Annotated in this window: 23 protein-coding genes and 1 pseudogene; 9 read left to right on the forward strand and 15 right to left on the reverse strand. The window is 38.0% G+C overall.

Going from position 1 to position 24,432, the window contains the following annotated elements; all coding sequences use genetic code 11:
• Nucleotides 1–280 precede the first annotated feature (280 nt).
• Nucleotides 281–514: pseudogene (locus CQZ96_RS21840) on the reverse strand (hypothetical protein); the annotation flags it as partial.
• Between the two features lie 259 nt (nt 515–773).
• On the opposite strand from CQZ96_RS21840, the gene mnmG reads away from it, so the two are divergent.
• Both mnmG and CQZ96_RS00325 read left to right on the forward strand, forming a co-directional pair.
• Nucleotides 774–2,654: a tRNA uridine-5-carboxymethylaminomethyl(34) synthesis enzyme MnmG gene (gene mnmG / locus CQZ96_RS00320; RefSeq protein ID WP_004719311.1), complete on the forward strand. Its 1,881-nt coding sequence runs from the start codon at nt 774–776 to the stop codon at nt 2,652–2,654.
• A 124-nt stretch (nt 2,655–2,778) separates the two neighbouring features.
• Nucleotides 2,779–3,717 (forward strand): ADP-ribosylglycohydrolase family protein, encoded by a 939-nt coding sequence (locus CQZ96_RS00325; protein ID WP_105713747.1) that lies wholly within the window; start codon nt 2,779–2,781, stop codon nt 3,715–3,717.
• A gap of 61 nt (nt 3,718–3,778) precedes the next feature.
• Here CQZ96_RS00325 and CQZ96_RS00330 read toward each other — a convergent pair whose 3' ends face one another.
• Both CQZ96_RS00330 and CQZ96_RS21500 read right to left on the reverse strand, forming a co-directional pair.
• Nucleotides 3,779–4,735 (reverse strand): hypothetical protein, encoded by a 957-nt coding sequence (locus CQZ96_RS00330; RefSeq protein ID WP_105713746.1) that lies wholly within the window; start codon nt 4,733–4,735, stop codon nt 3,779–3,781.
• 423 nt (nt 4,736–5,158) lie between these two features.
• Nucleotides 5,159–6,154 (reverse strand): helix-turn-helix transcriptional regulator, encoded by a 996-nt coding sequence (locus tag CQZ96_RS21500; RefSeq protein ID WP_004719313.1) that lies wholly within the window; start codon nt 6,152–6,154, stop codon nt 5,159–5,161.
• Between the two features lie 310 nt (nt 6,155–6,464).
• Between CQZ96_RS21500 and CQZ96_RS00340 the strand changes: the two genes are divergently transcribed.
• From CQZ96_RS00340 to CQZ96_RS00360, 5 genes are all read left to right on the forward strand, one after another.
• Nucleotides 6,465–8,066 (forward strand): circularly permuted type 2 ATP-grasp protein, encoded by a 1,602-nt coding sequence (locus CQZ96_RS00340; protein WP_105713745.1) that lies wholly within the window; start codon nt 6,465–6,467, stop codon nt 8,064–8,066.
• A 38-nt stretch (nt 8,067–8,104) separates the two neighbouring features.
• Nucleotides 8,105–8,713: an alpha-E domain-containing protein gene (locus tag CQZ96_RS00345; RefSeq protein ID WP_004822456.1), complete on the forward strand. Its 609-nt coding sequence runs from the start codon at nt 8,105–8,107 to the stop codon at nt 8,711–8,713.
• Entirely contained in the window at nt 8,710–9,489 is a 780-nt protein-coding gene (locus CQZ96_RS00350; protein ID WP_105713744.1) for a transglutaminase family protein, read from the forward strand. The genes CQZ96_RS00345 and CQZ96_RS00350 overlap by 4 nt, the downstream gene beginning before the upstream one ends.
• A 73-nt stretch (nt 9,490–9,562) precedes the next feature.
• A complete protein-coding gene (locus CQZ96_RS00355) occupies nt 9,563–10,297 on the forward strand; it encodes a proteasome-type protease (protein WP_004719323.1) in 735 nt (244 codons plus the stop codon).
• Between the two features lie 333 nt (nt 10,298–10,630).
• A complete protein-coding gene (locus CQZ96_RS00360) occupies nt 10,631–11,059 on the forward strand; it encodes a BLUF domain-containing protein (RefSeq protein WP_004719325.1) in 429 nt (142 codons plus the stop codon).
• Between the two features lie 66 nt (nt 11,060–11,125).
• Here the strand turns inward: CQZ96_RS00360 and alr are convergent, their stop codons facing one another.
• Entirely contained in the window at nt 11,126–12,199 is a 1,074-nt protein-coding gene (gene alr / locus CQZ96_RS00365) for an alanine racemase (RefSeq protein ID WP_105713743.1), read from the reverse strand.
• A 282-nt stretch (nt 12,200–12,481) separates the two neighbouring features.
• Between alr and CQZ96_RS00370 the strand changes: the two genes are divergently transcribed.
• Nucleotides 12,482–12,904 (forward strand): DUF4259 domain-containing protein, encoded by a 423-nt coding sequence (locus CQZ96_RS00370; protein WP_004719330.1) that lies wholly within the window; start codon nt 12,482–12,484, stop codon nt 12,902–12,904.
• Between the two features lie 57 nt (nt 12,905–12,961).
• Here CQZ96_RS00370 and dnaB read toward each other — a convergent pair whose 3' ends face one another.
• From dnaB to rpsF, 4 genes are all read right to left on the reverse strand, one after another.
• Nucleotides 12,962–14,407 carry a replicative DNA helicase gene (gene dnaB, locus CQZ96_RS00375; RefSeq protein WP_105713742.1) on the reverse strand — a complete coding sequence of 482 codons (1,446 nt, stop codon included), beginning with the start codon at nt 14,405–14,407 and terminating at the stop codon, nt 12,962–12,964.
• 219 nt (nt 14,408–14,626) lie between these two features.
• Complete coding sequence (gene rplI / locus CQZ96_RS00380; protein WP_004719333.1) at nt 14,627–15,073, reverse strand: 50S ribosomal protein L9; 447 nt, start codon at nt 15,071–15,073, stop codon at nt 14,627–14,629.
• Nucleotides 15,074–15,082: 9 nt separating this feature from the next.
• A complete protein-coding gene (gene rpsR, locus CQZ96_RS00385; RefSeq protein WP_004719336.1) occupies nt 15,083–15,310 on the reverse strand; it encodes a 30S ribosomal protein S18 in 228 nt (75 codons plus the stop codon).
• Between the two features lie 11 nt (nt 15,311–15,321).
• Nucleotides 15,322–15,708 carry a 30S ribosomal protein S6 gene (gene rpsF / locus CQZ96_RS00390; RefSeq protein WP_004719337.1) on the reverse strand — a complete coding sequence of 129 codons (387 nt, stop codon included), beginning with the start codon at nt 15,706–15,708 and terminating at the stop codon, nt 15,322–15,324.
• A gap of 266 nt (nt 15,709–15,974) precedes the next feature.
• On the opposite strand from rpsF, the gene CQZ96_RS00395 reads away from it, so the two are divergent.
• Complete coding sequence (locus CQZ96_RS00395) at nt 15,975–16,460, forward strand: hypothetical protein (RefSeq protein ID WP_105713741.1); 486 nt, start codon at nt 15,975–15,977, stop codon at nt 16,458–16,460.
• A 65-nt stretch (nt 16,461–16,525) separates the two neighbouring features.
• On the opposite strand, the gene CQZ96_RS00400 is transcribed toward CQZ96_RS00395, so the two are convergent.
• The 7 genes from CQZ96_RS00400 to cyoA all read right to left on the reverse strand — a co-directional run bounded on the left by CQZ96_RS00400 (nt 16,526) and on the right by cyoA (nt 24,394).
• Nucleotides 16,526–17,275: a DUF3142 domain-containing protein gene (locus CQZ96_RS00400; RefSeq protein ID WP_105713740.1), complete on the reverse strand. Its 750-nt coding sequence runs from the start codon at nt 17,273–17,275 to the stop codon at nt 16,526–16,528.
• A gap of 7 nt (nt 17,276–17,282) precedes the next feature.
• Nucleotides 17,283–19,415: a hypothetical protein gene (locus CQZ96_RS00405; RefSeq protein WP_105713739.1), complete on the reverse strand. Its 2,133-nt coding sequence runs from the start codon at nt 19,413–19,415 to the stop codon at nt 17,283–17,285.
• 86 nt (nt 19,416–19,501) lie between these two features.
• Nucleotides 19,502–20,380: a heme o synthase gene (gene cyoE, locus CQZ96_RS00410; RefSeq protein WP_004719345.1), complete on the reverse strand. Its 879-nt coding sequence runs from the start codon at nt 20,378–20,380 to the stop codon at nt 19,502–19,504.
• Nucleotides 20,381–20,386: 6 nt separating this feature from the next.
• Complete coding sequence (gene cyoD / locus CQZ96_RS00415; RefSeq protein ID WP_171066910.1) at nt 20,387–20,713, reverse strand: cytochrome o ubiquinol oxidase subunit IV; 327 nt, start codon at nt 20,711–20,713, stop codon at nt 20,387–20,389.
• The gene (cyoC, locus tag CQZ96_RS00420; protein WP_004719350.1) at nt 20,710–21,330 is read right to left on the reverse strand and encodes a cytochrome o ubiquinol oxidase subunit III; all 621 of its coding nucleotides are present in this window, start codon (nt 21,328–21,330) and stop codon (nt 20,710–20,712) included. The genes cyoD and cyoC overlap by 4 nt, the downstream gene beginning before the upstream one ends.
• Before the next feature lie 4 nt (nt 21,331–21,334).
• A complete protein-coding gene (cyoB, locus tag CQZ96_RS00425) occupies nt 21,335–23,326 on the reverse strand; it encodes a cytochrome o ubiquinol oxidase subunit I (RefSeq protein WP_004719352.1) in 1,992 nt (663 codons plus the stop codon).
• A 3-nt stretch (nt 23,327–23,329) separates the two neighbouring features.
• A complete protein-coding gene (cyoA, locus tag CQZ96_RS00430; RefSeq protein WP_004719354.1) occupies nt 23,330–24,394 on the reverse strand; it encodes a ubiquinol oxidase subunit II in 1,065 nt (354 codons plus the stop codon).
• Nucleotides 24,395–24,432: the final 38 nt, after the last annotated feature.

Here is a 24,432-nt window from a genome sequence, read left to right on the forward strand (position 1 = left end):
GCTCCATTTTTCAATGGAACACCTTTTTGCTCAGACATGCTATTTATAAAAGCAGGAATTTATAAAAGCATATGCCTATGCTTAACGCAGATTATTGCGCTTGGATCGGATCTTCGCTTGGAGCGGCTTGACTCGGCTGCTCCATGGCAGGTTGTTCCGCTTGTGATGCATCATTTGTTGCTGGTGCATCTGCACTCGCTGGAGCAGATTGTTCTACAGCTGGGCGGTTTTCAATGGCTGGTTCAGGCGCTGCAGCAGCGGCGGTTGGGTTGCCACCTGCAGGTGCTGGGAAGCTAAATTGTAATTTACCATTTTCATTTGGTTCACATGTACCATTAAAAGTTACACCTTTATTGGCGTAGGTGACCCAGTCACCTTGTTTTTTCTTGGCACATACCTGAATTTGCTTTTTCACTTCGGCTTTGCTGGTGTTTTCATCAGCAGCATGGGCAAAACTAAATGCAGCACAACTGAGTAAAGATGCTGTAATTACTTTAGACATGGTATTTTTCATCATGATATTCCTTTTATATAAAGTCTCGAAAAAAATAATTTGTCCGTGTATTGTCTATCGTATCGTGAGTTTTTGATAAGTTAAATTCTATTTGTAGGGCAGTCATGAAACGAAGTGTCAATTTATGTTGCCTATGTATAAGAGATGTTTATTCGTTCATACGCATGATTAAGGGAAATAATATTTGTAAAACTGCCTAAAACTAGAAGTAAAATTTTGCTATAATTTCCTGTCATTCTTTTATCTCTCATTTATCACTATGCATTATCCTAAAGTTTACGATGTCATTGTTATCGGTGGCGGTCACGCAGGTACGGAAGCGGCACTGGCTGCGGCGCGTATGGGTCGACAGACTCTGCTTTTGACTCATAACATTGAGACTTTAGGGCAGATGAGCTGTAACCCAGCCATTGGTGGTATTGGTAAATCTCACCTTGTTCGCGAAATTGATGCCTTAGGTGGTGCAATGGCGTTGGCTGCGGATAAGGGCGGTATTCAATTTCGTATTTTGAACTCGCGTAAAGGCGCAGCTGTACGTGCAACTCGTGCACAAGCTGACCGTATCCGTTATAAAGCCGCGATTCGTCATACACTTGAAAATCAAGCCAATTTAGATATTTTTCAACAATCTGCAGATGACTTAATTGTTGAAGGCGATACGGTTAAAGGTGTAGTGACCCAAATGGGTATTCGCTTTGATGCGAAAACTGTGGTGTTAACCACAGGTACATTCTTAGGTGGCGTGATTCACGTTGGGCTAAATAATTCGTCAGGTGGACGAGCAGGCGATCCACCATCAATTTCGTTAGCAGCTCGTTTACGTGAATTAAATCTACCAGTAGGTCGTTTAAAAACTGGTACACCACCACGTATTGATGCGCGTTCTGTCGATTTTTCTGTGATGATTCCGCAACCGGGTGATTTCCCATCACCAACCATGTCATTTATGGGTGATGCTTCGATGCATCCTGAGCAAGTAAATTGCTATATCACGCATACCAATGCGCGTACTCATGAGATTATTCGTGGTGGTTTAGACCGTTCGCCGATGTATACCGGAGTGATTGAAGGTGTAGGCCCACGTTATTGCCCATCGATTGAAGATAAAATTCATAAATTTGCAGATAAAGATTCGCATCAGGTATTCCTTGAGCCAGAAGGCTTGGATACCCATGAGCTTTATCCAAACGGTATTTCAACATCTTTACCATTTGATGTGCAGTTTGAGTTGGTACGTTCAATCCGTGGTATGGAGAATGCACACATTCTTCGCCCAGGCTATGCAATTGAATATGATTATTTCAACCCGCAGTCTTTGAAATTCTCACTTGAAACCAAATCGATTAATAACTTGTATTTTGCAGGTCAAATTAACGGTACAACAGGTTATGAAGAAGCTGGTGCACAAGGTTTATTGGCGGGCTTAAATGCTGCACGTCGTGCATGGGATCAAGAGCAATGGACGCCTAAACGTGATGAAGCGTATATGGGTGTTCTTGTTGATGACTTGATTACTTTAGGTACCAAAGAACCGTATCGTATGTTTACTTCTCGTGCGGAATATCGTTTGATGCTTCGTGAAGATAATGCTGATCAACGTTTAACAGCAATTGGCCGTGAAATGGGCTTGGTTGATGATGAACGTTGGGCTTCTTATTGTGAAAAAATGGAAGCAGTTGAAAAAGAAACAGGTCGTTTACAACACCTTTGGGCTGCACCAAACAATCCAATGGGTAAAAAATTCGTTGAATTGACCGGTGCTGATCTCTCTAAAGAATGTTCTGCAATCGATTTACTTAAACGCCCAAACATTAACTTTGCACAAATTGCTGAATTAACTGGTTCTGAAGTATCTGCATTTGTCGGTGAGCAGATTGAAATAGCAGTGAAATACGAAGGTTATATCAATCGTCAGCAAGAAGATGTTGCGCAAATGAAGCGTTTGGAAGACACCAAAATTCCTGCTGATTTTGATTATGATATCGTTTCAGGGCTTTCTCGTGAAATCACCATGAAACTGAAAAATGTATTACCTGAAACATTGGCACAAGCCAGCCGTATTCCGGGTGTAACACCTGCTGCTGTTCAATTGGTGATGATTACAATTCGTAAAAATAACCAAGCGAGAAAATCAGCTTAAGATGTTGAATTGTAAGAAACCCGCTATATGCGGGTTTTTTATTGTCTATAGCAAAGGGGGATTTTTATTGAAAATATATTGTCATTATGACAATATAAAAAGTAAGTAGATTCTAGAGTAAAACATGACAAAACAAGATCAATTAAAAGGTGCAATCTATGGTTTGTTGGTAGGTGATGCTGTAGGGGTATCTTATGAATTTCTCTTAGCTGAGCAGTTACCAGCCTATGACCAAATTGAAATGCTTCCACCGAATAATTTTGCCAAGACCTATCCTCATATTCCAGTAGGGACATGGTCAGATGATGGCGCACAAGCTTTATGCCTTTTGGATTCATTACTTTATAAAAATAAAATGGATACAGAAGATTTTATGAAACGTATATGTAACTGGTATCAATGTGGTTATATGGCTGTGGATTTTCAAGTATTTGATGTTGGAGTGCAAACTGCTGAAGCCATAAGAAACTATCTGTCTGGTGTGCCATTATTACAGGTTGCAAATAATGATGTACTTGCAAATGGCAATGGTTCATTGATGCGGGTATTACCTCTAGCAATTTGGCATCAAGGTTCAGATATACAGTTGATTGAAGATGCTTATGCGCAATCACATGTCACACATGCGCATTTACGTTCTAAAGTTTGCTGTGCTTTATATTGTTTATGGGCAAGGTCTATTTTAAATGGTTTGGATATTGCAGCTGCTTGGTCTGATGCAGTGACAAAATTACGTGCTTATTTAAAAGATAAGCCAGATGATCTAGAACAACTAGAATATTATATTCGACCTGATGAATTGGAAAAGGGAACAGGCAGTGGTTATGTGGTTGATTGTTTAAAATCGGCTAGATATGCATTAAAACAAACAACATATCAAGATGTCATTAAAACAGCCATTGCATTTGGTCGAGATACAGATACAACGGCTTGTGTCGCAGGAGGAATCGCTGGATTATATTTTGGTTTTGATTCAATTCCAGAATCATGGTTAGCGCAGCTCAGAGCTAAAGATTTAGTTGAACCCTTATTGGCCAAACTACTCTCCAATGTGCCAGCTTAAAGGCAAATATTTATGTAAATCAAAGGAAAATCTTAATGATGACCCTTTGATTTTATAAATTCTACAGGCCAACTTGGCCATCTAAGTAATCATCTTTTAATACGCCATCTAGTTTTACTTTACTAAAGTTAAATGTAAACGTTTTTGGATTAAATTGGATGTTTTTTAAAGAGTCTGCTTTTACTTTGGGTGATGGGACAATATTTGAGTAAATATTAAAGTGTGATTCAGTAGCCTGATTATCAATGGTTTTTATATATAAGTTATCAAATGGGCTCAAAGAGCTTGACCAAAACTCAATGATATTATGGTTTGTAAAAGAGATTTTAAAATGTTTTCCATTAAAGTTAGTTGAGCTGTTATTTAGCGTGTTATATAGCACAATATTATTTTTTATATCAGTTTTTTCAATACTTTGAATTTTTATAGGTGGTTTGGATAAGGTACCTGAAATTTTTCCATTGAGTTTAATTTCTATTTTCTCTGAAGTATCTTCATTATATAACAACGTGTTGTTGAATGTAGCATAACTACTTCCTGAATTTGGATCGATTGACATTGTTATATTCTTACAACCAGTTCTATAAGAATAACAGATATATTCAATAGGATTCGTTATGGAGGTAACATCCATTAATCGAGTAATTTCAGGTTCTTTGGTGAGATCTTGTTCATCAAAAAGTACGCCAACTATATAGCTGTGGTTTTCATTCAATTGATTTTTTGCATCGAATTGAAATTCATAATAATTGTAACTTAGTTCATAAGTGCCTACTTCATTCAGATTTGGAGCTTCAAAGCTTTGCATTACTCTATATAAAGGCTTCGTTTGGTCTTGAGTTTCAACATTCGCTTGTAATGAAGTAATTTGATTATCTTTAGTAATGAGTAACTGGCTTTCCACTTTATTTGGCGGGAGTTGCTCAGACGGTGAATTGTTATTATTGGAATCATTTCCACCACCACAACCTGTTAAGTACAAACTTGTTATTGATAATATAAGCATTTTTTTAATCATTGAATATTTCTCATTGGTTACTTTTGATTTTTAATCAAGTGTAGTGTGTTTAACAGATTTAATAAACAGATCCAATCTAACTTTATAAAAATAACTCCTAAACAGAATTGATGAAAAACAAAGCAGTTTTAATTATTTTTCAGTTTGCAAAATCATCGCTATAGTCAATTTACATTCAAAAGAGAGGTGAACACCATGACAATGAAATCAATCCGCTACAATAGTGCTGAACTTGCGTGCTGTAACATGTGATGTTTAACATACTCCAATAAATCCCATGTCTTGTGGACATGTAAAAATGTGACATGGGTTTTATATCAGCGCAAAAACAATAAAATTTAAAAACAACAATCAAAACAATAAATCAAAGAGCCGAAAGGCTCTTTTTATTTTGATTGTTTTCGCTTGGATGAAGTCGATAGATTATTCAATTTCATGTACTGCATTAAACACTTCAACAGGCTCAATTCGGACAATCTTTTTACCAAAACTTCTTAACCACCATACCAGTTGTGAGGTAAATGGAACCACAGCACTGACTTGATACAGTTCTTCATTCAGTTGTTCAACTTTTTGCTCTTTACTGAGTTGGCTCTCCGTAAAGTATTGTGCATCATCTTCGTGCATAACTAATTTTAATTCAACATTTTCGGTCGGTCGAGAAAAGTCGACTCTAAAGCCTAGCGCACCAGAATCGATATATTCATCAATATCGAATTTGACTGGGTGTAAAGCACGTAAATCTAAAACAGTTGCAGATTTAAAACGGTGTAATGCAAAGGTTTGAACTTCTGTCTTGTCATGACGCGTACAAATCAAATAGATAATTGCACCTTTTTGAACCAAACCTAAAGGATTTAGAGTATAAGTTTTCTCTTCACCCTGATAACCACGTGCACGATAGACACATTCAATTTGTTTATCTTGTAGTAGTCCTTCATAAATGGCTTGCTGTGCATGTCTTTCCACCAGAGGAGGGATTACTGGTTGGCTTGCAGGCACAATTCGAACACGGTTAATCCATTGGCGAACATTGTTCTGCGTAGAAAGGCTACGCCGTGCCAAATCGAACCAAGGGTTCATTTCATCAATTAAACTCGGTGGAAGCAGGTGTTTTAAATGTTCTTCAACCATCATAAACGTGACTGCTTGCGAGCTGGTCATATGCGGCAGACTTTGAATCGGGGCATCTGAACGCCAACGCCAGCCTTGCGGTACGGTTTTGTTACTCTCGATAGGAAAGCGTTGAGCAATCTGATTTAGATCACGTTGAATCGTGCGTAAGCTGATTTCGATCCCTTCACGTTCTAAAACTTCTTGTAATTCACGTGTGCCCATCCACTTCCCAGTAGAGAGTCGGGACAGGATTTGCCATTGGCGATAGAGGCTATTGGAAGTTTCTTTTTCTTGTGCAGACATGGTTTGGTATCAATGGAATCGTGAATGTTTAAGGGAAATAAATCAGCTACACAATAGAAAATTAAAACTGATTCTGCAAGTTATATCCTGTGAGTAGTTGCTTAGGTGTTGAAAATATTAGCTAAAAAATTTTGAAACAAGTTCGATCAAAACTCACATTGAGTGCAATAGTAAACAATGAATTAATAAAACTGAGCCAGAAAGATTTAATTGTACAGGTGAAGAATACAGGATATGGCGATTTAATAATATTTTGGCATTGATATTGCATTATTAAAGAAGCCATTAGAGAAGATAAAAAGAGGTTTGTATGCTAAAAGAAACCATAGATACAAATTCAAGCAATGAGAATTATGCAGATCGCTTTGCTTTGCCAATTGCTGAGGCAGAAGAAAAAACTGAAACGACGAATCAACAACAGATAGGAAATATTCAACAGGCCATTAATCTAAATATCGATGCACAACAAGCCTCACATCATTTACTTAAACAGATGAATTCGGTTTTTTTTAATGAAATGACGGATGATCACGTTCTTTCGCCCGAAACTGCTGAAAAAATTGAAGATTGGTTATCTCAACACAGCATTTACCAACTTGAAAAACTGAATGAAACAGCCAAAGCACATTTTTTATATCAAGGAATTACTTTTGCGGTTTATGGTGAAACATCGGGAATTGATCGAACCATACCGTTTGATTTAATTCCGCGTGTGATTGCCAAGCAACAGTGGAACAAGATTGCAGCAGGCTGTACACAGCGTATTCAAGCGTTAAATTTATTTTTAGCTGATATCTATAATCAACAAAATATTTTAAAAGAAGGTTTAATTCCAGCAGTACAAGTGCTATCACATGAAGCTTATCAACCGGTGATGATGAATCATCGCTTGAATGGAAATATTTACAGTCAAATCAGTGGAATTGATATTGTACGCGACTGCAAAGGTGAATTTTTTGTCTTAGAAGATAATCTACGTACGCCTTCAGGTGTGTCCTATATGCTTGAAAGTCGTAAGATGAGTCAAAAAATTATGCCTGAATTATGCAATCAACACGTTGCCAATATTGAGTTGTATCCGCAATTGTTGCGTGACGTTTTGGCTGAAAATTCAAATGTAGACAGCCCAACAATCGTGGTTTTAACACCAGGACGTTATAACAGCGCCTATTATGAACATTCATTTTTAGCAAGGGAAATGGGTGTGCCATTGGTGACATCACGTGATCTTTTTGTTGAAAACGACAAGGTTTATGTGAAAACTATCCGTGGACGTCAACAGGTTGATGTAATTTATAGACGTTTGGATGATGGTTTTTTAGACCCATTGAGCTTTAGACCTGATAGCACTTTAGGTGTAGCAGGGTTGATGTCTGCTTATTTAAGCGGAAATGTGGTGATTGCCAATGCACCTGGTACAGGCGTTGCAGATGATAAGTCGATTTATCCATATGTGGATCAAATGATTGCTTATTATTTAAATGAAAAACCAATTTTGTCCAATGTACCGACGTATCAATGCCGTGAAGCTGAAGCTTTGGATTATGTTTTGGCAAATCTGGATCAATTGGTGGTAAAAGAGGCTCAAGGTTCAGGTGGTTATGGGATGCTCATCGGTCCTAAAGCAACTGAACAAGAAATTGATCTATTTAAAATGAAGTTAATGGCTTCACCCTCTGCGTATATTGCGCAACCCACCTTAAATTTATCTGTTGCACCAACACTAACTTCCCAAGGAATTGCTGAACGTCATATTGATTTACGACCATTTATTCTCAGCTCACCAGAACGCATAGAAATTGTTCCAGGTGGCTTGACTCGTGTTGCGATGCAACAAGGTTCACTGGTGGTCAACTCATCACAAGGTGGTGGAATTAAGGATACATGGGTAATTGATGAATATTCAATTTAGCCCCACCTTCAAATAATCCCAGCCAAAGGAGAGCAAACATGATTTTACTCAGTACCAATGCACAGAATATATTTTGGTTAGGACGCTATTTAACCCGTATTCAATATTTGTGTAGTCAATTTCCATTTAAAACCAATGAATTGGCTTTAGATTATGCACATGCTTTTTGTTTACCCGCATTTGATGCAAGTTCTTTAAATGAATTGATTTTAGACAATGAGCAACCTGCATCATTTCATCAGCATTTTTTATGTGCCAAAAATAATATTCATGATTTACGTGGGGTGATTTCAGCACAGTCCTTTGCCGAATTAAATCAGTTATTGCAACAGGCAGAGCAAAATGCTGGTTTTATTTGTGATGTTTGTGAAGAATGTAATGACGTTTTAGAGGCAGAAGATGATGAATTGTTGTTTCTATTTTTTAGTTTAGGGCAAAAAATGGAACAATTTGATCGTCAATTGCGTCTGAATCAAGACAAATCAGTGACTTTGACACAATTGAATCATTTGATTGATCGTTTAGATCAACATGGTATGTGTAGTTTGCCTGAAGTTTGGGAAGAACTAAAAAACCAACCAGACCGTATGAATTATTATCATTTTAGTGACCATATTGACTCATTATTTGAATTGGATCGCTTATGAAACTGATGATTAATCACCAAACGCATTACCAATATTCTGAATGGGCAAAAAATAGTATTCAGTATATCAAGATGACACCACAGTCAAATTTGCATCAACAAGTGACGGGTTGGCATGTCAGTGTTCCCGGTGAAAAACAGATTAAAAAAGATGCCTTTGATAATGTCTGGTTGACCAGTTCGCAAATTGAGCCTTATCAACAAATGTCCATTATGGCGCAGGGGATTGTCGATATTAATGTAGACAATCAATTTGGTATAGAAGATCAGGTATCACCTGTGGTTTTTTTACAGCCAACCACTGCAACCTTGTGCAATACAGAAATGATTGCTTTTGCTGAACAGTATATAACGCATAAGCGTTGGGCAAATTTCCAAAAATTAGCAGAAGCTTTGTTGCAACATATGCCTTATATCAGTGCAAGTACCACAGTAACGCATACCGCAGTGGAGTCTTTTTCAGCACGACAAGGGGTATGTCAAGATCATAGTCATGTCTTGATTGCGATGGCCAAAGCATTGGGTGTACCGGCTCGCTATGTTTCTGGTTACTTATATGTAAATAATCAATCGCATTTGGCAAGTCATGCTTGGACAGAGGTATTTTTAGATGGTAAATGGCATGTTATTGATGTCAGTAATCAATTATTTCGTCCAGAATCACATGTCTATGTGGCGATTGGACGCGACTATTGGGATGTTGCACCCGTTCGTGGAGTAAGAGAGCAAGGTGGCACTGAAACCATGTACTCTATTGTTCAAGTGCTTGCATGTTAGTGATGGCAATGGTAAATAGTGTGAATAATTGCAGAATGTGATTAATCTCAAATTTAGTTGTATAGGTAGTTTCATGACGTATTGCTGTGCTTTAAGACTCAAACAAGGTTTAGTATTTATTAGTGATACTCGTACCAATGCTGGAGTCGATCACATTTCTGTATATCGAAAACTTTATACGTTTGGGGTAAAAGGCGAACGCTTTATTTGTATTCAAACTTCTGGTAACCTTGCAACGACCCAAGCGGTGATTGGACATTTAGAAAATCATTTGGCACTTAAGCAAGAACCCAATTTGTATAGTGTGAATACAATGTTCGAGGTCGCTGGATTGGTTGGGCAAACCCTACGCAAAGTCATCGCAGATGTCACTGAAGATACTCAAGAGCAAAGTAACTATTATTGTAGTTTGTTGGTTGGTGGTCAGATCAGTGGAGAGGAAATACAGCTTTATAATATTTATCCGCAAGGTAATTTTATTTCTGCAACCAGTGATACGCCTTATTTCCAAATTGGTGAAAGTAAATATGGTAAACCAATTTTAGATCGTGCCTTAAGTTATGACATGCCTTTAGATGAAGCGTTACGTTGTAGTTTAATTTCATTTGATTCGACTTTACGTTCAAATGTATCTGTTGGTATGCCATTAGATGCGATGATTTATCTTAAAGACAGCCTAGAGGTACCAAAAGGCAAGCGAATTAACGACAGTGATCCTTATTTTCAACACATCAGCAAACAATGGTCTGAAACTTTAAAGAAAGGTTTGCAAGATTTACCTAAACCGACCAATGATTATTTTGAATAATACTGTATGTGCTTTAAAGCGAGTTTAATCTCGCTTTTTTTATATTAAAAATTATGAAGAGGTTGCATAAATTCAATTTTATGTTTCTTTTATTCTAAAATTTATATCGAGACAATTGACTAGGTGGATCATGATTTACTTTGTGTTTTTAATGATAAATATATATTAAATCACTGTTTTAAATTAAAAAATTAAAGAGCACGGTTGCTATGTATTTAGTTTAAAGCAATCCATATAAAAGAATAGATAAACAATTAAATAATAAAACGTTAAGGCTTGTATGATCGCAAATAATTGTTTATAAATAATGAAAGTTAAAAATAGAAGAATTACATGACTTTTCAATTATGCTACGCAAGTAAAACAACTTCACCCCATCATCAAATACTCAATGATTTAAGAGATATTTTAGGTGAAGCGAGAGATTTTAATATACTTCATCAAGTGCAAGGCGTTCTGTATTTTGCAGATGAGCATTTTTTTCAATGCCTAGAAGGTGAGGAAGTGGTTATCTTACATGTATTGGAAAAACTGCATAAAGATCCAAGACATCATCAGATCAAGCTGTTTAGAGCAGGCCATGTTGAGCAAGGGCATTTTTCACAGTGGTCTATGAAATATGTGAGACGAAATGGCAAAATTCAACAATACTTTGAGAGTAAGGGCTATAACCATTTTCGCCCATTAAGTTTAGATGAGCAGGATATCCCGACATTACTTAAACTACTCTATGAGATTGAACAGCCAGAAGAATTTGTCTAAAACCTGAAAACTCTTAAAAAATCCAAGCGATGGCTTGGATTTTCATCTTGAATCGAGAACGAGTGCTTAAAGTTTTTTACGGATAGGGCGAGCACTCATACGACAGAGTAACTCATAACCGATCGTACCATTGGCAGCAGCTACATCATCAACCAAACGATCTTTGCCCCACAGTTCAACGACTGTACCTAGTGGTGCATCTATGCCAGTGACATCAATTGCGATCATATCCATTGCGACACGACCAATGATCGCTGTCATTTGACCATTGATGCTGACATAGTTTTGTTGAGGAAAAGCACGCGGATAACCATCCCCATAGCCTATTGAAACAATGGCGATATCCATTTTATTTTTGGAGACAAATGTAGAGCCATAGCCTACAGATTCACCTGCTTGAATATGATTGAGTGCGATGATTTCAGCGGTAAAGCTCATGACAGGTTTGATGTCTAGTTCAGCAACGCTTCGATCTGCAAAGGGAGACGCGCCGTAAAGCATGATACCTGGACGTACAAAATCAAAATTCAGTTCAGGCCATTTAAAAATAGCAGCAGAATTGCAGCATGAAGCTAAGATCGGTTCACAAGCAGCTTTTACCTGTAAGAATTGATCTTTCTGTTGTTCATTTAACGGGTGATGATCCGCATCCGCATTGGCAAAATGCATGGTCAGCACACAGGTAAAGCCTTCTGCTTTGAGTGATTGAATCACTTCAATAATTTCAGCCACCTTAAAACCCAATCGGTTCATACCGCTATTGAGTTTTACCCAGACTTTTAAACCTTTGTCGATATATTGTTTTTTATGTGCACGTAACCATGCCAATTGTGGTTGATGATGTACAACGATTTCAAGGTTATTTTCAAGAACACTAATCATTTCATCAGCGCTGAAAATACCTTCGATGAGAGTAATCGGTTGTTGATAGCCTAATGCTCGAATCTCTAAGGCTTCAGCAAGGCAGGCGACACCAAAGGCATCAGTCGCATTTAAGGCGGCTAAACAGTCCTTGACGCCATGTCCATATGCATTGGCTTTAACCATACTGACAATTTTAGCGCTTGGTGCAAGTTGTTTGACTCGGTTTAAATTATATTGCAGTGCTGCACTGTCAATATAAACTGTTGCTTGACGCACCCTAGTTACTCCTGAGGAATGGCAAAGATTGAATAATGCTAAATCGCATAAATAGAGATAAAAGCCTAACTTTAAAAAAGTGCAGCTTTAAAACGCTAAATATTGTAGTCCTATCAGCTTTAAATAAACATAAACATTTGTGTTTTGAATGGTTTATTGATTTTGTATCGATAAAATTTTTGCTAAGCGCTTTGCACATAATTTGTAAAGATATAGCACTTTATTTTTTAAATAAAATCGTACATTTTATATTTAAATTTAAGGATTTATTTCGGAGGGTGTATGGGAACATGGTCACATGAACCATTTGGAAATGATACTGCAAGTGATTGGGCCTATGAGTTTGAAGAGCAAGATGGGCATGTTGTCATTGAACAAGCTTTTGATGAAATGATTGATATGGCAACCGAAGAGTTTATCGATGCCGATATTGGTTGTATTGCGCATGCTGCAGCAGATGTTTTAGCTAAATCATTTGGTGAAGGGATTGAAGAAAATGAATATTATCCTGAACCTGTAGAAAAATGGCTTGAACAAAATAAAAACAATGTCAATTATGCGCTTATTCCCAAAGCATTGACTGCATTATTATTATTGACCAGTGAAAACTCTGAATTGGATGAGCTTTGGCAAGATTCAGATGATTATGATGAATGGACTAAGAATATTGAAACGTTGAGAGAGACTTTAAGTTCCAAGATTTGAGGATTAAAATCTCATCTCAACAGCAGTGTTAAATGATGCTAACTCTATTGATCAGCATTATTCTTCATCTTGATATTGCGCATAATACTCAGGCGATAGATTACTAAAGCGTGTGTATTGGCCTTCAAAGGCTAAACGTACAGTCCCGATCGGGCCATTACGTTGTTTACCAATGATAATTTCAGCTGTGCCTGCTTCTTTCGACTCTTTGTTATAAACCTCATCACGGTAAATAAACATAATTAAATCGGCATCCTGCTCGATTGCACCTGATTCACGCAAGTCGGACATTACTGGACGTTTATTTGGGCGGTTTTCCAGAGAACGGTTAAGCTGTGATAGTGCAATAACAGGGCACATCATTTCCTTGGCAAGGGCTTTTAAGCTTCGTGAAATTTCACCAATCTCACCAACACGGTTATCACCCATGCCTGGCACTTTCATCAATTGTAGATAATCGATCATGATACAACCCAGCTTGCCACCATGTTGTTTGGCAATACGTCGTGCACGTGCTCGAAGTTCCGTTGGTGGCAATGCAGATGAATCATCAATATAAAGATGTTTTTCTTGTAGTTGTAAAATGGTTCCTGTGACTTTAGACCATTCATCGCCATCGAGTTTACCCGAACGTAAATGCCCTTGATGAACTTTACCGTATGCTGAAATTAGACGCATGGCGATAGAGTCTGCTGGCATCTCCATAGAGAATACCAGTGCTGGAAGATCACAGTTAAATAACACACTTTCAACAAGGTTCATGGCAAAGGTTGTTTTACCCATCGACGGACGTGCAGCAACAATGATCATATCTCCAGCTTGCATACCAGAGGTTTTATTGTCTAACTCCATAAAACCTGTGGTTAAACCGGTGATATTGCCTTCCATTTGAGAAAGTTCATTTAACTTATCAAAAACGTCTGCAACAACTGAGGTAATGGCTTTTGGCCCTTGTGCTTTCGCGTTGTTATTATGTTGTTCTGCAATAGAGAAAATATTGGTTTCAGCTAGATCAAGAATTTCACTGACTTCACGACCTTTGGTGTCATAAGCATTTTGCAGGATTTCATTGCCTACTTTAATCATGCTTCTTAACGTTGAAAATTCTTTGATTTTGCCCGCATAAGTTTCTAGGTTATAGAAACTTGAAGGTGAATCGGACATCAATTGCATTAAATATTCTTCACCGCCAATTGCATCAAGCAAGTTTTGCTTAATCAGCCAATCGTTGACTAAAACTGCATCATATGGAGAGTTTTCTTGTGCTAGTTTTTCGATTGCACGAAAGATGTATTTGTGACGTGTTGCATAAAAATCAGTTTCATTCAAAGTATCACTGACTTGTTCAAAAGACTCAGCAACCGTCATCAATGCAGCCAGTACAGCTTGTTCAATTGTCAAGTTATGAGGAGGCGTACGAAACTCTTTTAACTGAGCATTGTCTTTGTTTTTTGCATCAGTGCTGAAGGGATTCTGTTGAGCTGTGGCAGTTGCCTGAGACATATAAAACCTTGATTTTTAAATCGTGCAAAAACATTATTTACGTAATGTACGTGTGTACTGAAGTACTCACTTATCTTAATGCAAAATACTAAAAGTATCTAACAGTAATACCGATAAGTAGGGGAATGAATCAACTAGAAACAATTTCAGCTGATCCGAGGTAAAATTTAAAGATAAAAAAAGAGCATACAAAAGTATGCTCTTTTTTTCTGCAAGAAATTACTCAGATACGATAGTAACGAGAACTTCAGCAGTAACATCATGATGCAATTGGATTGCGATGTTAAATTCGCCAGTGTGACGAAGTGCACCGTTCGGTAAACGAACTTCAGCACGGTCAACAACAAGACCAGCATTTGTTAACGCGTCAGCGATATCACGAGTACCGATTGAACCGAATAATTTACCTTCATCACCAGCTTTCGCAGTGATAACGATGTTTACTTCGTTCAATTGGTCAGCACGTGCTTGAGCAGCAGCTAAAACTTCAGCTTCACCTTTCTCAAGTTCTGCACGACGAGCTTCAAATGCAGCAGTATTCGCTTCAGTCGCTGCAACTGCTTTACCTTGAGGGATAAGGTAGTTACGGCCGTAACCAGCTTTAACTGAAACTTTATCGCCTAATTTACCAAGGTTTTTAATGCGTTGTAATAAAATAATATCCACGGCTCAACCTCACTTATGATTGTCAGTGTAAGGAATCAACGCTAAATAGCGAGCTTGTTTGATAGCAAGCGCTAATTGACGTTGGTAACGAGCTTTAGTACCTGTAATACGGCTAGGAACAATCTTGCCGTTTTCAGTGATGTACTGTTTTAAAGTGTCGATATCTTTGTAGTCGATGTACGTAACGTTCTCAGCTGTAAAGCGGCAGAACTTGCGACGACGGTAAAAACGTGCCATTGATGTTCTCCTTATGCTTCAACAGAATCTTGAGCTTGTTGTGCTTCTTCACGTTGAGCTTTACGCGCACGTTTTTCTTCAGCACTCTTAGCGAGTAAAGATTCTTCAGTGATTGCGTTTTCACGACGGATAATCACGTTACGAAGGATTGCATCGTTATAACGGAACAATTCTTCTAATTCATTAAGCGTAGTTTGGTTACATTCAATGTTCATTAAAATGTAATGCGCTTTATGGATTTTGTTAATTGGGTAAGCCAATTGGCGACGGCCCCAATCTTCAAGACGGTGAATTTGACCTTCAGCATCTTTGATGTGAGAAATGTAGCGTTCTACCATTCCCACAACTTGATCGCTTTGGTCTGGGTGTACCAGAATTACGATTTCGTAGTGACGCATTGTCAGCTCCTTACGGTTTATACAGCCCCAACCTTAAAAAGATTGAAGCAAGGAGTCACAATCAGCATAAACTTTAAACAACAGTTTAAAAGCCAATAGATTGTGCCGCAAAAATTGCGAGCGCTTATTATAGGAAAGTTTGTGCGTAAACACAATTTAATATTCAAATATTTATTGGAATAACCACTAAAATTTTACAGCCCCGAGATTGAATTTCATCTTGTACCTATTTAGATTGAAAATGAATAAAAATATGGATCGCTAAAATGACAAACTACAGCGCTGAAAAACTTGAAACAATTGAATCTTATATTGAAAACCCTACACAAGACTTCTACTTTGATGTTTTTGATGGTCGTTATGACATTGTCATGGTGGTGGATTGGAGAGAAGAGGATGATGCAATTATTGGCTATTGTGAAAATATTTTAGAAACTGGACAATTGTCTGCTGAACTTGAAGATGCTGAAAATCAACAAGGTTTTAGCATCACAATTCATTATGGTGAAAAATCATTGTTGATTCCTTATCAAGGAGAAGGTGCTGATCGTGATACCACGCTACGGTCACTCAATGAAATTTTACAACCTGAGTATGAAATCCGTTTCTGCAAAGCTTCTGATGGTTCCGACACATTAGAATTTATTCCACTTCCGAAAAAATTATGGCATCAACTGGATATGAAATATGCAGGAAAAATGGATGCATTATTTGCTCGGTTTGAGCATGATTCAGTTTTTTTTGGAAGTTAATTGGGTTAATCAATTAGAAGTAAAATTGACTAAAATAAAAACGTGAATTTATTGATTAGATTAATTCATGATTTATTTTGTGGTAATAAAAACACCACAAAGCCCTTAAAGTTTGGATCAGTATCAAATTTAAGTTGTTGATTCCATTTACCATGTTGTACCAAGCCAATTTTATAAGGCAGTTTCAATGTTGAAGCCTTGGTTAAATAAGCCTGATAATTTGGAATAGTCGAAGAGCCTTGATAGGTTTGAATCACCATTTCATCAATATTTTCTCTAAATAGCCTAAGTGTATCTGGATCACGCAGATTGGCCCAATCCATCAAACTGGTGATGCTGAGTTGATAGTGCTGTGGTAACTGCTTTCTAAGCTGTTGTAGAAATAAGCCATACGCTTTTAAATTTTTAGTTGGCGCATCAAAGTCAATTTGAATACCTTGAATGTGATTGCCTGCGCTTTCCCACTGTCGGACGCGTTGTAAAATTTTTTCTATTTCAGTGCCTTGCCAATTTAAATGATGATTTCGAAAAACCAACCATACCTTCTGATGTGAAATTTTAACCACAGAAATGCCTTGTTGGATCAAGATAGATTGGTTGGAATTTTTCTCCAGCCTAACTTCACCTTGTAAAATATAGATTTCCTTAGCTTTACTTAAATAAGGCGCAGACTTGATATTTCCCCAAATCCAAAAGGCATCATAGTCATTTGCATTGACCTGATCTGAGGCTGTTGCGGATTGACTCGGTTGACACGCCATTAATCCTAAACAACATTGGATTGTCAGTAGAACCGAGAAAATCTGTTTAAGCATGAATCAGCTACCAATAATATTTTAAAGATTTTGCCCATGTGGTATTTGGATAGTCACGTTTAATTTGTGCGTACCATTGTTTGCGTGTGGATTTTGTGGCCTCTTTTCCACCACAGACATTTATACTACTCGGCGAATAACACATAACAGCGCGATAAAGCGCATAAGCTTGTAATTCACTTTTAGAATTCGATTTAATAATTTCCTTATAGACCTCACCACGACTAAAAGTTTCACCTGTAAAGGCATTTTTCGGCTGGCTAAAACTTGGACCATAGTAATAGTCACCATAAAAATTTTCTAAAGCAGTGCCTTGATTACGCATATATTCGCCTAGGCATAAACGATAAGTTAAATTTTTCGGATTTTTTTCTAAGCCAGCTGTTAAGGTACTTAATTTAGGGCATTTGAGTGTTGGTGTAATTTCATGACCATTCCAAACAAAAACTTCGAAGTGGGGTTCTGACTTATAAGCTTTAATTTTACTGTTGTATGCTTTGTATTCTGAGGCATCTTGAGGTAACCAAGTGGTATAGGCTTTATTGAATACCGTATAGTTTTGATTCATAAAGCTTTTATCTAATAATGTATACAAAGCCAGATTTTTTTTATCAGCTGAACTGTCTTTGGCAGTAATGATACTTTCCAAAGCTTTGACATCGGCAATTTGAGTAATGAATGCTTTCTGTAAGCTTGCTTGTTTGATTTTTGAATGTTTTCCTAAAAAAGCATTTTGGTTATTGGTGTTTTTATAGTGAATCGCTAGGGCGACTTCTGCCAAAGTTTTTTGATAAGGATTAGCAGAAATTGCGAGTAAATGATCCCAATATTGTTCAACCAGATTTTTATCACTACTTTTTTCAAGAATGACCCCTTTAAGCGTATATTGGCTGAGTTCTAAATAATTTTGAATGGAATTGGGTTTTTGTTTTGGTAAATAATTTAACGCATCTTGCGGTTTTTTCTGAATAAAATATAAATGAACGGCTTGTAAATAACGGAACAACTCAGGTTGCTCCTTAAATACAGGTTTTTGTGCATTTAACTCGGACCAGCTAATTGGCTGGTACTGTGTAGAATCACTTTGACGCATATACATCAGATCATAGATGGCTAAAAAGAAAGGATCGTTGAGTGTTTTTGCGTTGAAGTTTTCTAAACCAAATACCTTGCGATCTATTTCGGCCGGCAATGTGGACATATCGAGATTGTAATAATCTGATCTGGGGTGATCCATCTGCCAAATCATCTCTTTGACTAGCGCATCTTGTTGATTGGCAATCCAGTAGCCTCGGCGTAAAAAGCCTCTGGCACTGGCTACGTATTGACCTTTAGGATAAAGCTTAAAATAATCAGTAATGCGATTAAAAAAAGTTTTAAGAAGTACTTGATCAACTTTCTGAGTATCTAAATCACCATAAGTTCCTAATGACTGGCTATACAGCTCATTTAATGTCGTACGGATGAGCATGTATTGAGCTGTTTCTTTTAACCAAGGGTCATCAATTTGGCTTATGGCTGTAAATATTTTAGTTGCTGAGGAATAGTTAGCTTTGTAAAATAAAATGATCCCATTTAAATAAGAAGCATACTGTTGAGCGGACTGTGTCCATTGTGCATTGACTTGAATCAGTGGAATGCTTTGTTGACAATTTTTGATCTGATTTCGTTGTTCTAACAAGCTGCTTTTTTCGTCTTGAGATATTTTCTTGTGATTTGAAACCTGTTGAAGAAAAACTTCAGCACCAGATTTGAGCGTTATACAGCGCTCATCATAGACGTGATCATTTGCATCATAAAAAGCACGTTTGTTTGGAATTTTATTTTCAGATGCTTGAGTTAATTCGGTAGGGTAAAAAGGGACTAAGCCACTAGACGTATCCCATAAACTCATTTTATCAACTTCAAATGCTTTGATACTTGCTAAACCTTTGTCACTTAGCAGTAGCATCATGTTGGTTCTATTGTCATTGGCTGGATAGAGTACGGGGAGGTTTAATATACGATATTGATTGTTGTTTAGGTCAAAAGTTGGTGATGCGATTTCTTCTGCAGCGCCAGCAAAGCTAGAACTAGGATGAACTACCAAAGGTAAACCGATAAGAAGGACATATTGCAGTGTTTTATTTTTAAAAAGCATAAAGTGCCTATCGTTATAATAAAAATTTTAATATTTTAATTTTATTTATGCAGATAAAAAAAAGATAGAGAGAACTCTATCTTTTTTTAAAACAGTGGCAAATGAGGTGCAGGGGAGACATAACTAAAACTAAAGCTCACACTGAGCGCTGTAATTAGAATGACGGAATACAAAAAATATTTTTTTGCCCAGACCTGATCATTTTCAGCTTTAAATCCAATAATCGATAAATATACCCAATAGGCACATAAAGCATTAAAGGTAATAAGGAAGAAAATGTTGGTATAGCCAAAACAATACAATCCATTTAAAACTGCAGCAAACAGAATAACGTAAATTAAACTTTCAACTTTCGTGCGAAAAATTGAACGGGCTACAGGTAAAATTGGAATATTTGCATTTTTATAATCATCAAATCGATAGATTGCAATTCCCCAAGAATGTGGCATTTGCCAGAGTGCATAAGCTAAAAAAATCAGCAAAGCGGCAACATCAAATCCGTTGGAAACAGCAGTATATCCAATTACAGGAGGGCTTGCGCCAGAAATACTTCCAATCACAGTTTGGTGAATGGTAGTACGTTTACTCCAAAGACTATAAAAAATCACATACACAACAAAGCCAAGTACAGCAAAGCCAAATGCGTAGGCGTTGACAAAAAACCACAACAAAGCAAAGCCAATTAAACCGAGCACAGCAGAAAAAATTAAAGCAACTGTTGGGCTGATGGTTTTTTTGACGAGCGCACGATTCATTGTACGTTGCATTTTTTGGTCAATGTCTTGGTCAATGACATTATTCACCACACAGCCAGAGGCAACGACAAGCGTAGTACCGAGTAATGTGATGAGAAGTAAAAGGAAATCTACAGAACCTTGAGCGGCTAAGAAAAAGCCGCCCAAAGTGGTAACGAAGTTACCAAAGAGAATTCCTGGCTTAGTCAGGAATAGATATTTTTTCAACATGACACCCTAGAGCATCATGTTTGAATGTAAGTAGTTCATGATCCATACAGAACCAATTAATAGAACTGCAATCGTCAGAATCGTATAGATGAATGCAATCACATTCCAGCGTTGTTCAGAAGATGAATTCATGTGCAAGAAGAAAACTAATTGTACAAGAACCTGAGCAATCGCAGTGATCGCAATCGTTGCAACAACTGCACCACCAGTCATTCCTTTCATCACCATCCCGAAAGGGATGATGGTCAATACGACAGAAAGAATGAAGCCGATAGAGTATTGTTTGATGTTTCCGTGCGAAGCACCAGCAGCATTATGATCATGACTCATTATAAAGCTCCCAGTAAATAAACTACGCTGAATACACAGATCCAAACGATGTCAAGGAAGTGCCAGAACAAACTTAGGCAAGCAAGACGACGTGTATTTGGAACAGTCAAACCATTTTTCTTGATTTGAACCATTAACACGATCATCCAGACCAAACCAGATGTTACGTGGATACCATGCGTACCTACAAGGGTAAAGAACGCAGATAAAAACGCACTGTGGGTAGGACCATGACCAGCGTGAACTAAATGATTAAATTCATAAAGTTCCATACCGATGAATGTTGCACCAAAGAGCCAAGTGATAATTAACCACATAAGCACTTGGTTGACATTTTTCTTGTAAGAAGCAAGTACCGCAAAACCGAAAGTCACAGAAGAAATCAAGAGAGCAAAGGTTTCAACAAGTACGAAACCTAAAGACTCACCAAATAACTCTTTTGGACTTGGAGTACCAGGCGGAATATGACTGCTTAATACAGCGAACGCGATGAAGAGTGTACCGAATAAAATCAAGTCACTCATCAAGTATGTCCAGAAACCAAAGACGGTGATGTCTGTATCATCGTGATGATGATGTTCATCGTGTCCGTGGTTGTCGTGATGAAGTACTTCAGCCATATCCTTAGTCCTTCTTCAAGTGTTTTTCAAGTAAAGCATAACGCTCGTTTTCGATACGTTCTACTTCAGCAGCTGGTACGTAGTAGTCCACTTTTTTAGTGAATGAACTTACGATGAAGCTGATAACAGCACCAAGGAAAGTTGCAACGACTAACCACCAGATATGCCAGATTAAAGCGAAGCCCATTGCTGTAATGAACAAGGCAATAACAAAACCAGCAGCACGGTCAGTTGGCATATGAATATCTTCATATTTCTCAGGACGTGCATACGCTACACCATTCTCTTTGTCATTCCAGAAAGTATCAATACCATTGATTTTTGGAATTTCAGCAAAGTTATAGAACGGAGCAGGGGATGAAGTAGACCATTCAAGTACACGACCATCCCATGGATCGCCTGTGTTGTCCATATTGTCGTGACGTTGTAAGAAACCAACAATAACTTGCATTAAGAAACAAGCAATACCGATTGCTACAAGCACAGCACCAAACAAAGCAATTGCTAAGTATGGGTCCCATTCGGGGTTGTCATATGTATTCAAACGACGTGTCATACCCATGAAACCAAGGATATAAAGTGGCATGAATGCAAAATAGAAACCAAAGAACCAGAACCAGAACGATGCTTTACCCCAAGTTTCATTTAACTTCCAACCAAACATTTTTGGCCAGTAGAAAGTGATACCTGCGAACATACCGAATACAACACCACCAATAATTACGTTATGGAAGTGAGCGATCAAGAATAAAGAGTTGTGTACCAAGAAGTCAGCTGGTGGAACAGCCATCAATACACCCGTTAAACCACCGATACCGAAAGTCACAAGGAAGCCAAGTGTCCAGTACATTGGTGATGTAAAGGTAATACGACCCTTATACATAGTGAATAACCATGAGAAGATTTTCACACCAGTAGGAATCGCAATAATCATGGTCATGATACCGAAGAACGCGTTAACGTTGGCACCAGCACCCATGGTAAAGAAGTGGTGTAACCATACCACGAAAGCAAGTACTGTAATCGCAATCGTTGCATACACCATAGACTTGTAACCGAACAACGTTTTACGAGAGAACGTTGAAACGATTTCAGAGTAAAGACCAAAAGCAGGTAATACTAAGATATATACTTCTGGGTGACCCCATGTCCAAATCAAGTTCACATAAAGCATTGGGCTACCGCCAAGCTCATTGGTGAAGAAGTGGAAACCGAAGTAACGGTCTAGCGTTAACATTGCAATTGTTGCAGTCAATACTGGGAAAGATGCAATGATCAATACTGCTGTACAAAGTGCAGTCCAAGTAAAGATCGGCATGTCCATAAGTTTCATACCAGGCGCACGCATTTTGATGATGGTAACAAAGAAGTTAACACCCGTTAAAAGCGTACCTAGACCAGAAACCTGGAGTGCCCAGATATAGTAGTCAACACCAACACCAGGAGAATATTGAATGCCAGAAAGAGGTGGATAAGCCATCCAACCTGTTGCAGCAAACTCACCTAATACTAATGAAACCATCATCAAACCAGCAGCACCAGCAAATAACCAGAAGCTCACAGAGTTTAATAATGGGAATGCAACGTCACGCGCACCAATTTGAAGAGGTACAGTGATGTTCATCATACCAACAACAAGACCCATTGCTACGAAGAAGATCATGATTACACCATGTGCGGTGAAGATCTGATCGTAATGGTCTGGATGTAAGTAACCTTCACCGCCACCTTTTGCAAGGAACAGTTGAAGACGCATCATGATTGCATCTGCGAAGCCACGAAGTAGCATCACAACAGACACAAGGATATACATAATACCAATTTTTTTATGGTCTACAGATTTAAACCATACATTCCAGAGGTAACCCCATTTTTTGAAATAGGTGATACCGCCGAAAACTGCAATTGCACCAAGAGCCATAATGACCATTGTTACAAGTACAATCGGCTCTTTAGGGATTGCATCCCAATTGAGTTTACCTAATAACAAAGACATGTCTTATTCCCCTACAGAAGCAGTTGCATGTTCAGCACCTGCATGTTCAGCGCCTGCATGGTCTGCACCATGGTAGTTGCTCATGTAAGTGTTGATAATGCTTTTGAACAAGTCAGGCGTAACTGAAGAATAATAAGTCACAGGATGAGGCTTAGTAGGGAATGGACCTTTACGTTCAGCTTCGTGTGCAGCTTTAAGTTCTTCTGGAGTATGCGCATTGTTCAGCATTGCTTCAATTTGGTGTTTAGAACGATCACCATCTTTGAGCGTAGCAAATTCAGTCGCATCAAGCGTGGTTTTTTGGATCGCTTCAGGATTAATTGAAGTACCTTTACCTGCTTTAATAGCGTCTACCCAAGTGTTGAAGTCAGCATCTGAAACAGCATGAGCTCTGAAACGCATTTGCGTAAAGCCATAGCCGCTATAGTTTGCTGAGAATCCACGGTAGCCATCTACTGGACTTGGATGTTCTGCAAGCATATGTAACTTAGTTTGCATACCTGCCATTGCATAAACCTGACCTGCTAACTTAGGAATGAAGAACGAGTTCATTGTAAAGTTAGAAGTGATTTGAAATTCAATTGGTTTATTGACTGGGAAACGAACTTCGTTAATTGTAGCTATTTGTTGTTCAGGATAGATAAATACCCATTTAAATTGTTCAGCGACTGCTTGAATTTTTAAATGTTCTTCCATCTGACCTTGAGTATTCGTTAATGGTCTGTAAGGGTCATATTTGTGTGAACCCCACCATGTTAAATACGCAAGAATAGCAATAATAATACACGGGATACCCCATACTACAATTTCAATCGCAGTAGAGTGTGCCCATGTAGGTTTATAGTCTGCATCTTTATTTGACGCGCGATATTTCCAACCAAACCACAATGCCATCAAGATCGAAGGAATTACGACCAATAGCATTAAGTAGATCGCAGTCATCATCAGGCTACTTTGACCTTCAGCGACTGGACCTTTAGAGTTTAGAAGTACTATATCACCACCACACCCAGTTAAGAGTGCGGCGATCGCAGATAAAGACAATACAGCTAAAGTCGTTTGTCTCATTTTACAACCTCGGTGAAGAGTCCCATTCCCTATATAAA

It is taken from the genome of Acinetobacter sp. MYb10 (assembly GCF_002980175.2).
In the GTDB taxonomy this organism is placed as follows: Bacteria; Pseudomonadota; Gammaproteobacteria; order Pseudomonadales; family Moraxellaceae; genus Acinetobacter; species Acinetobacter guillouiae.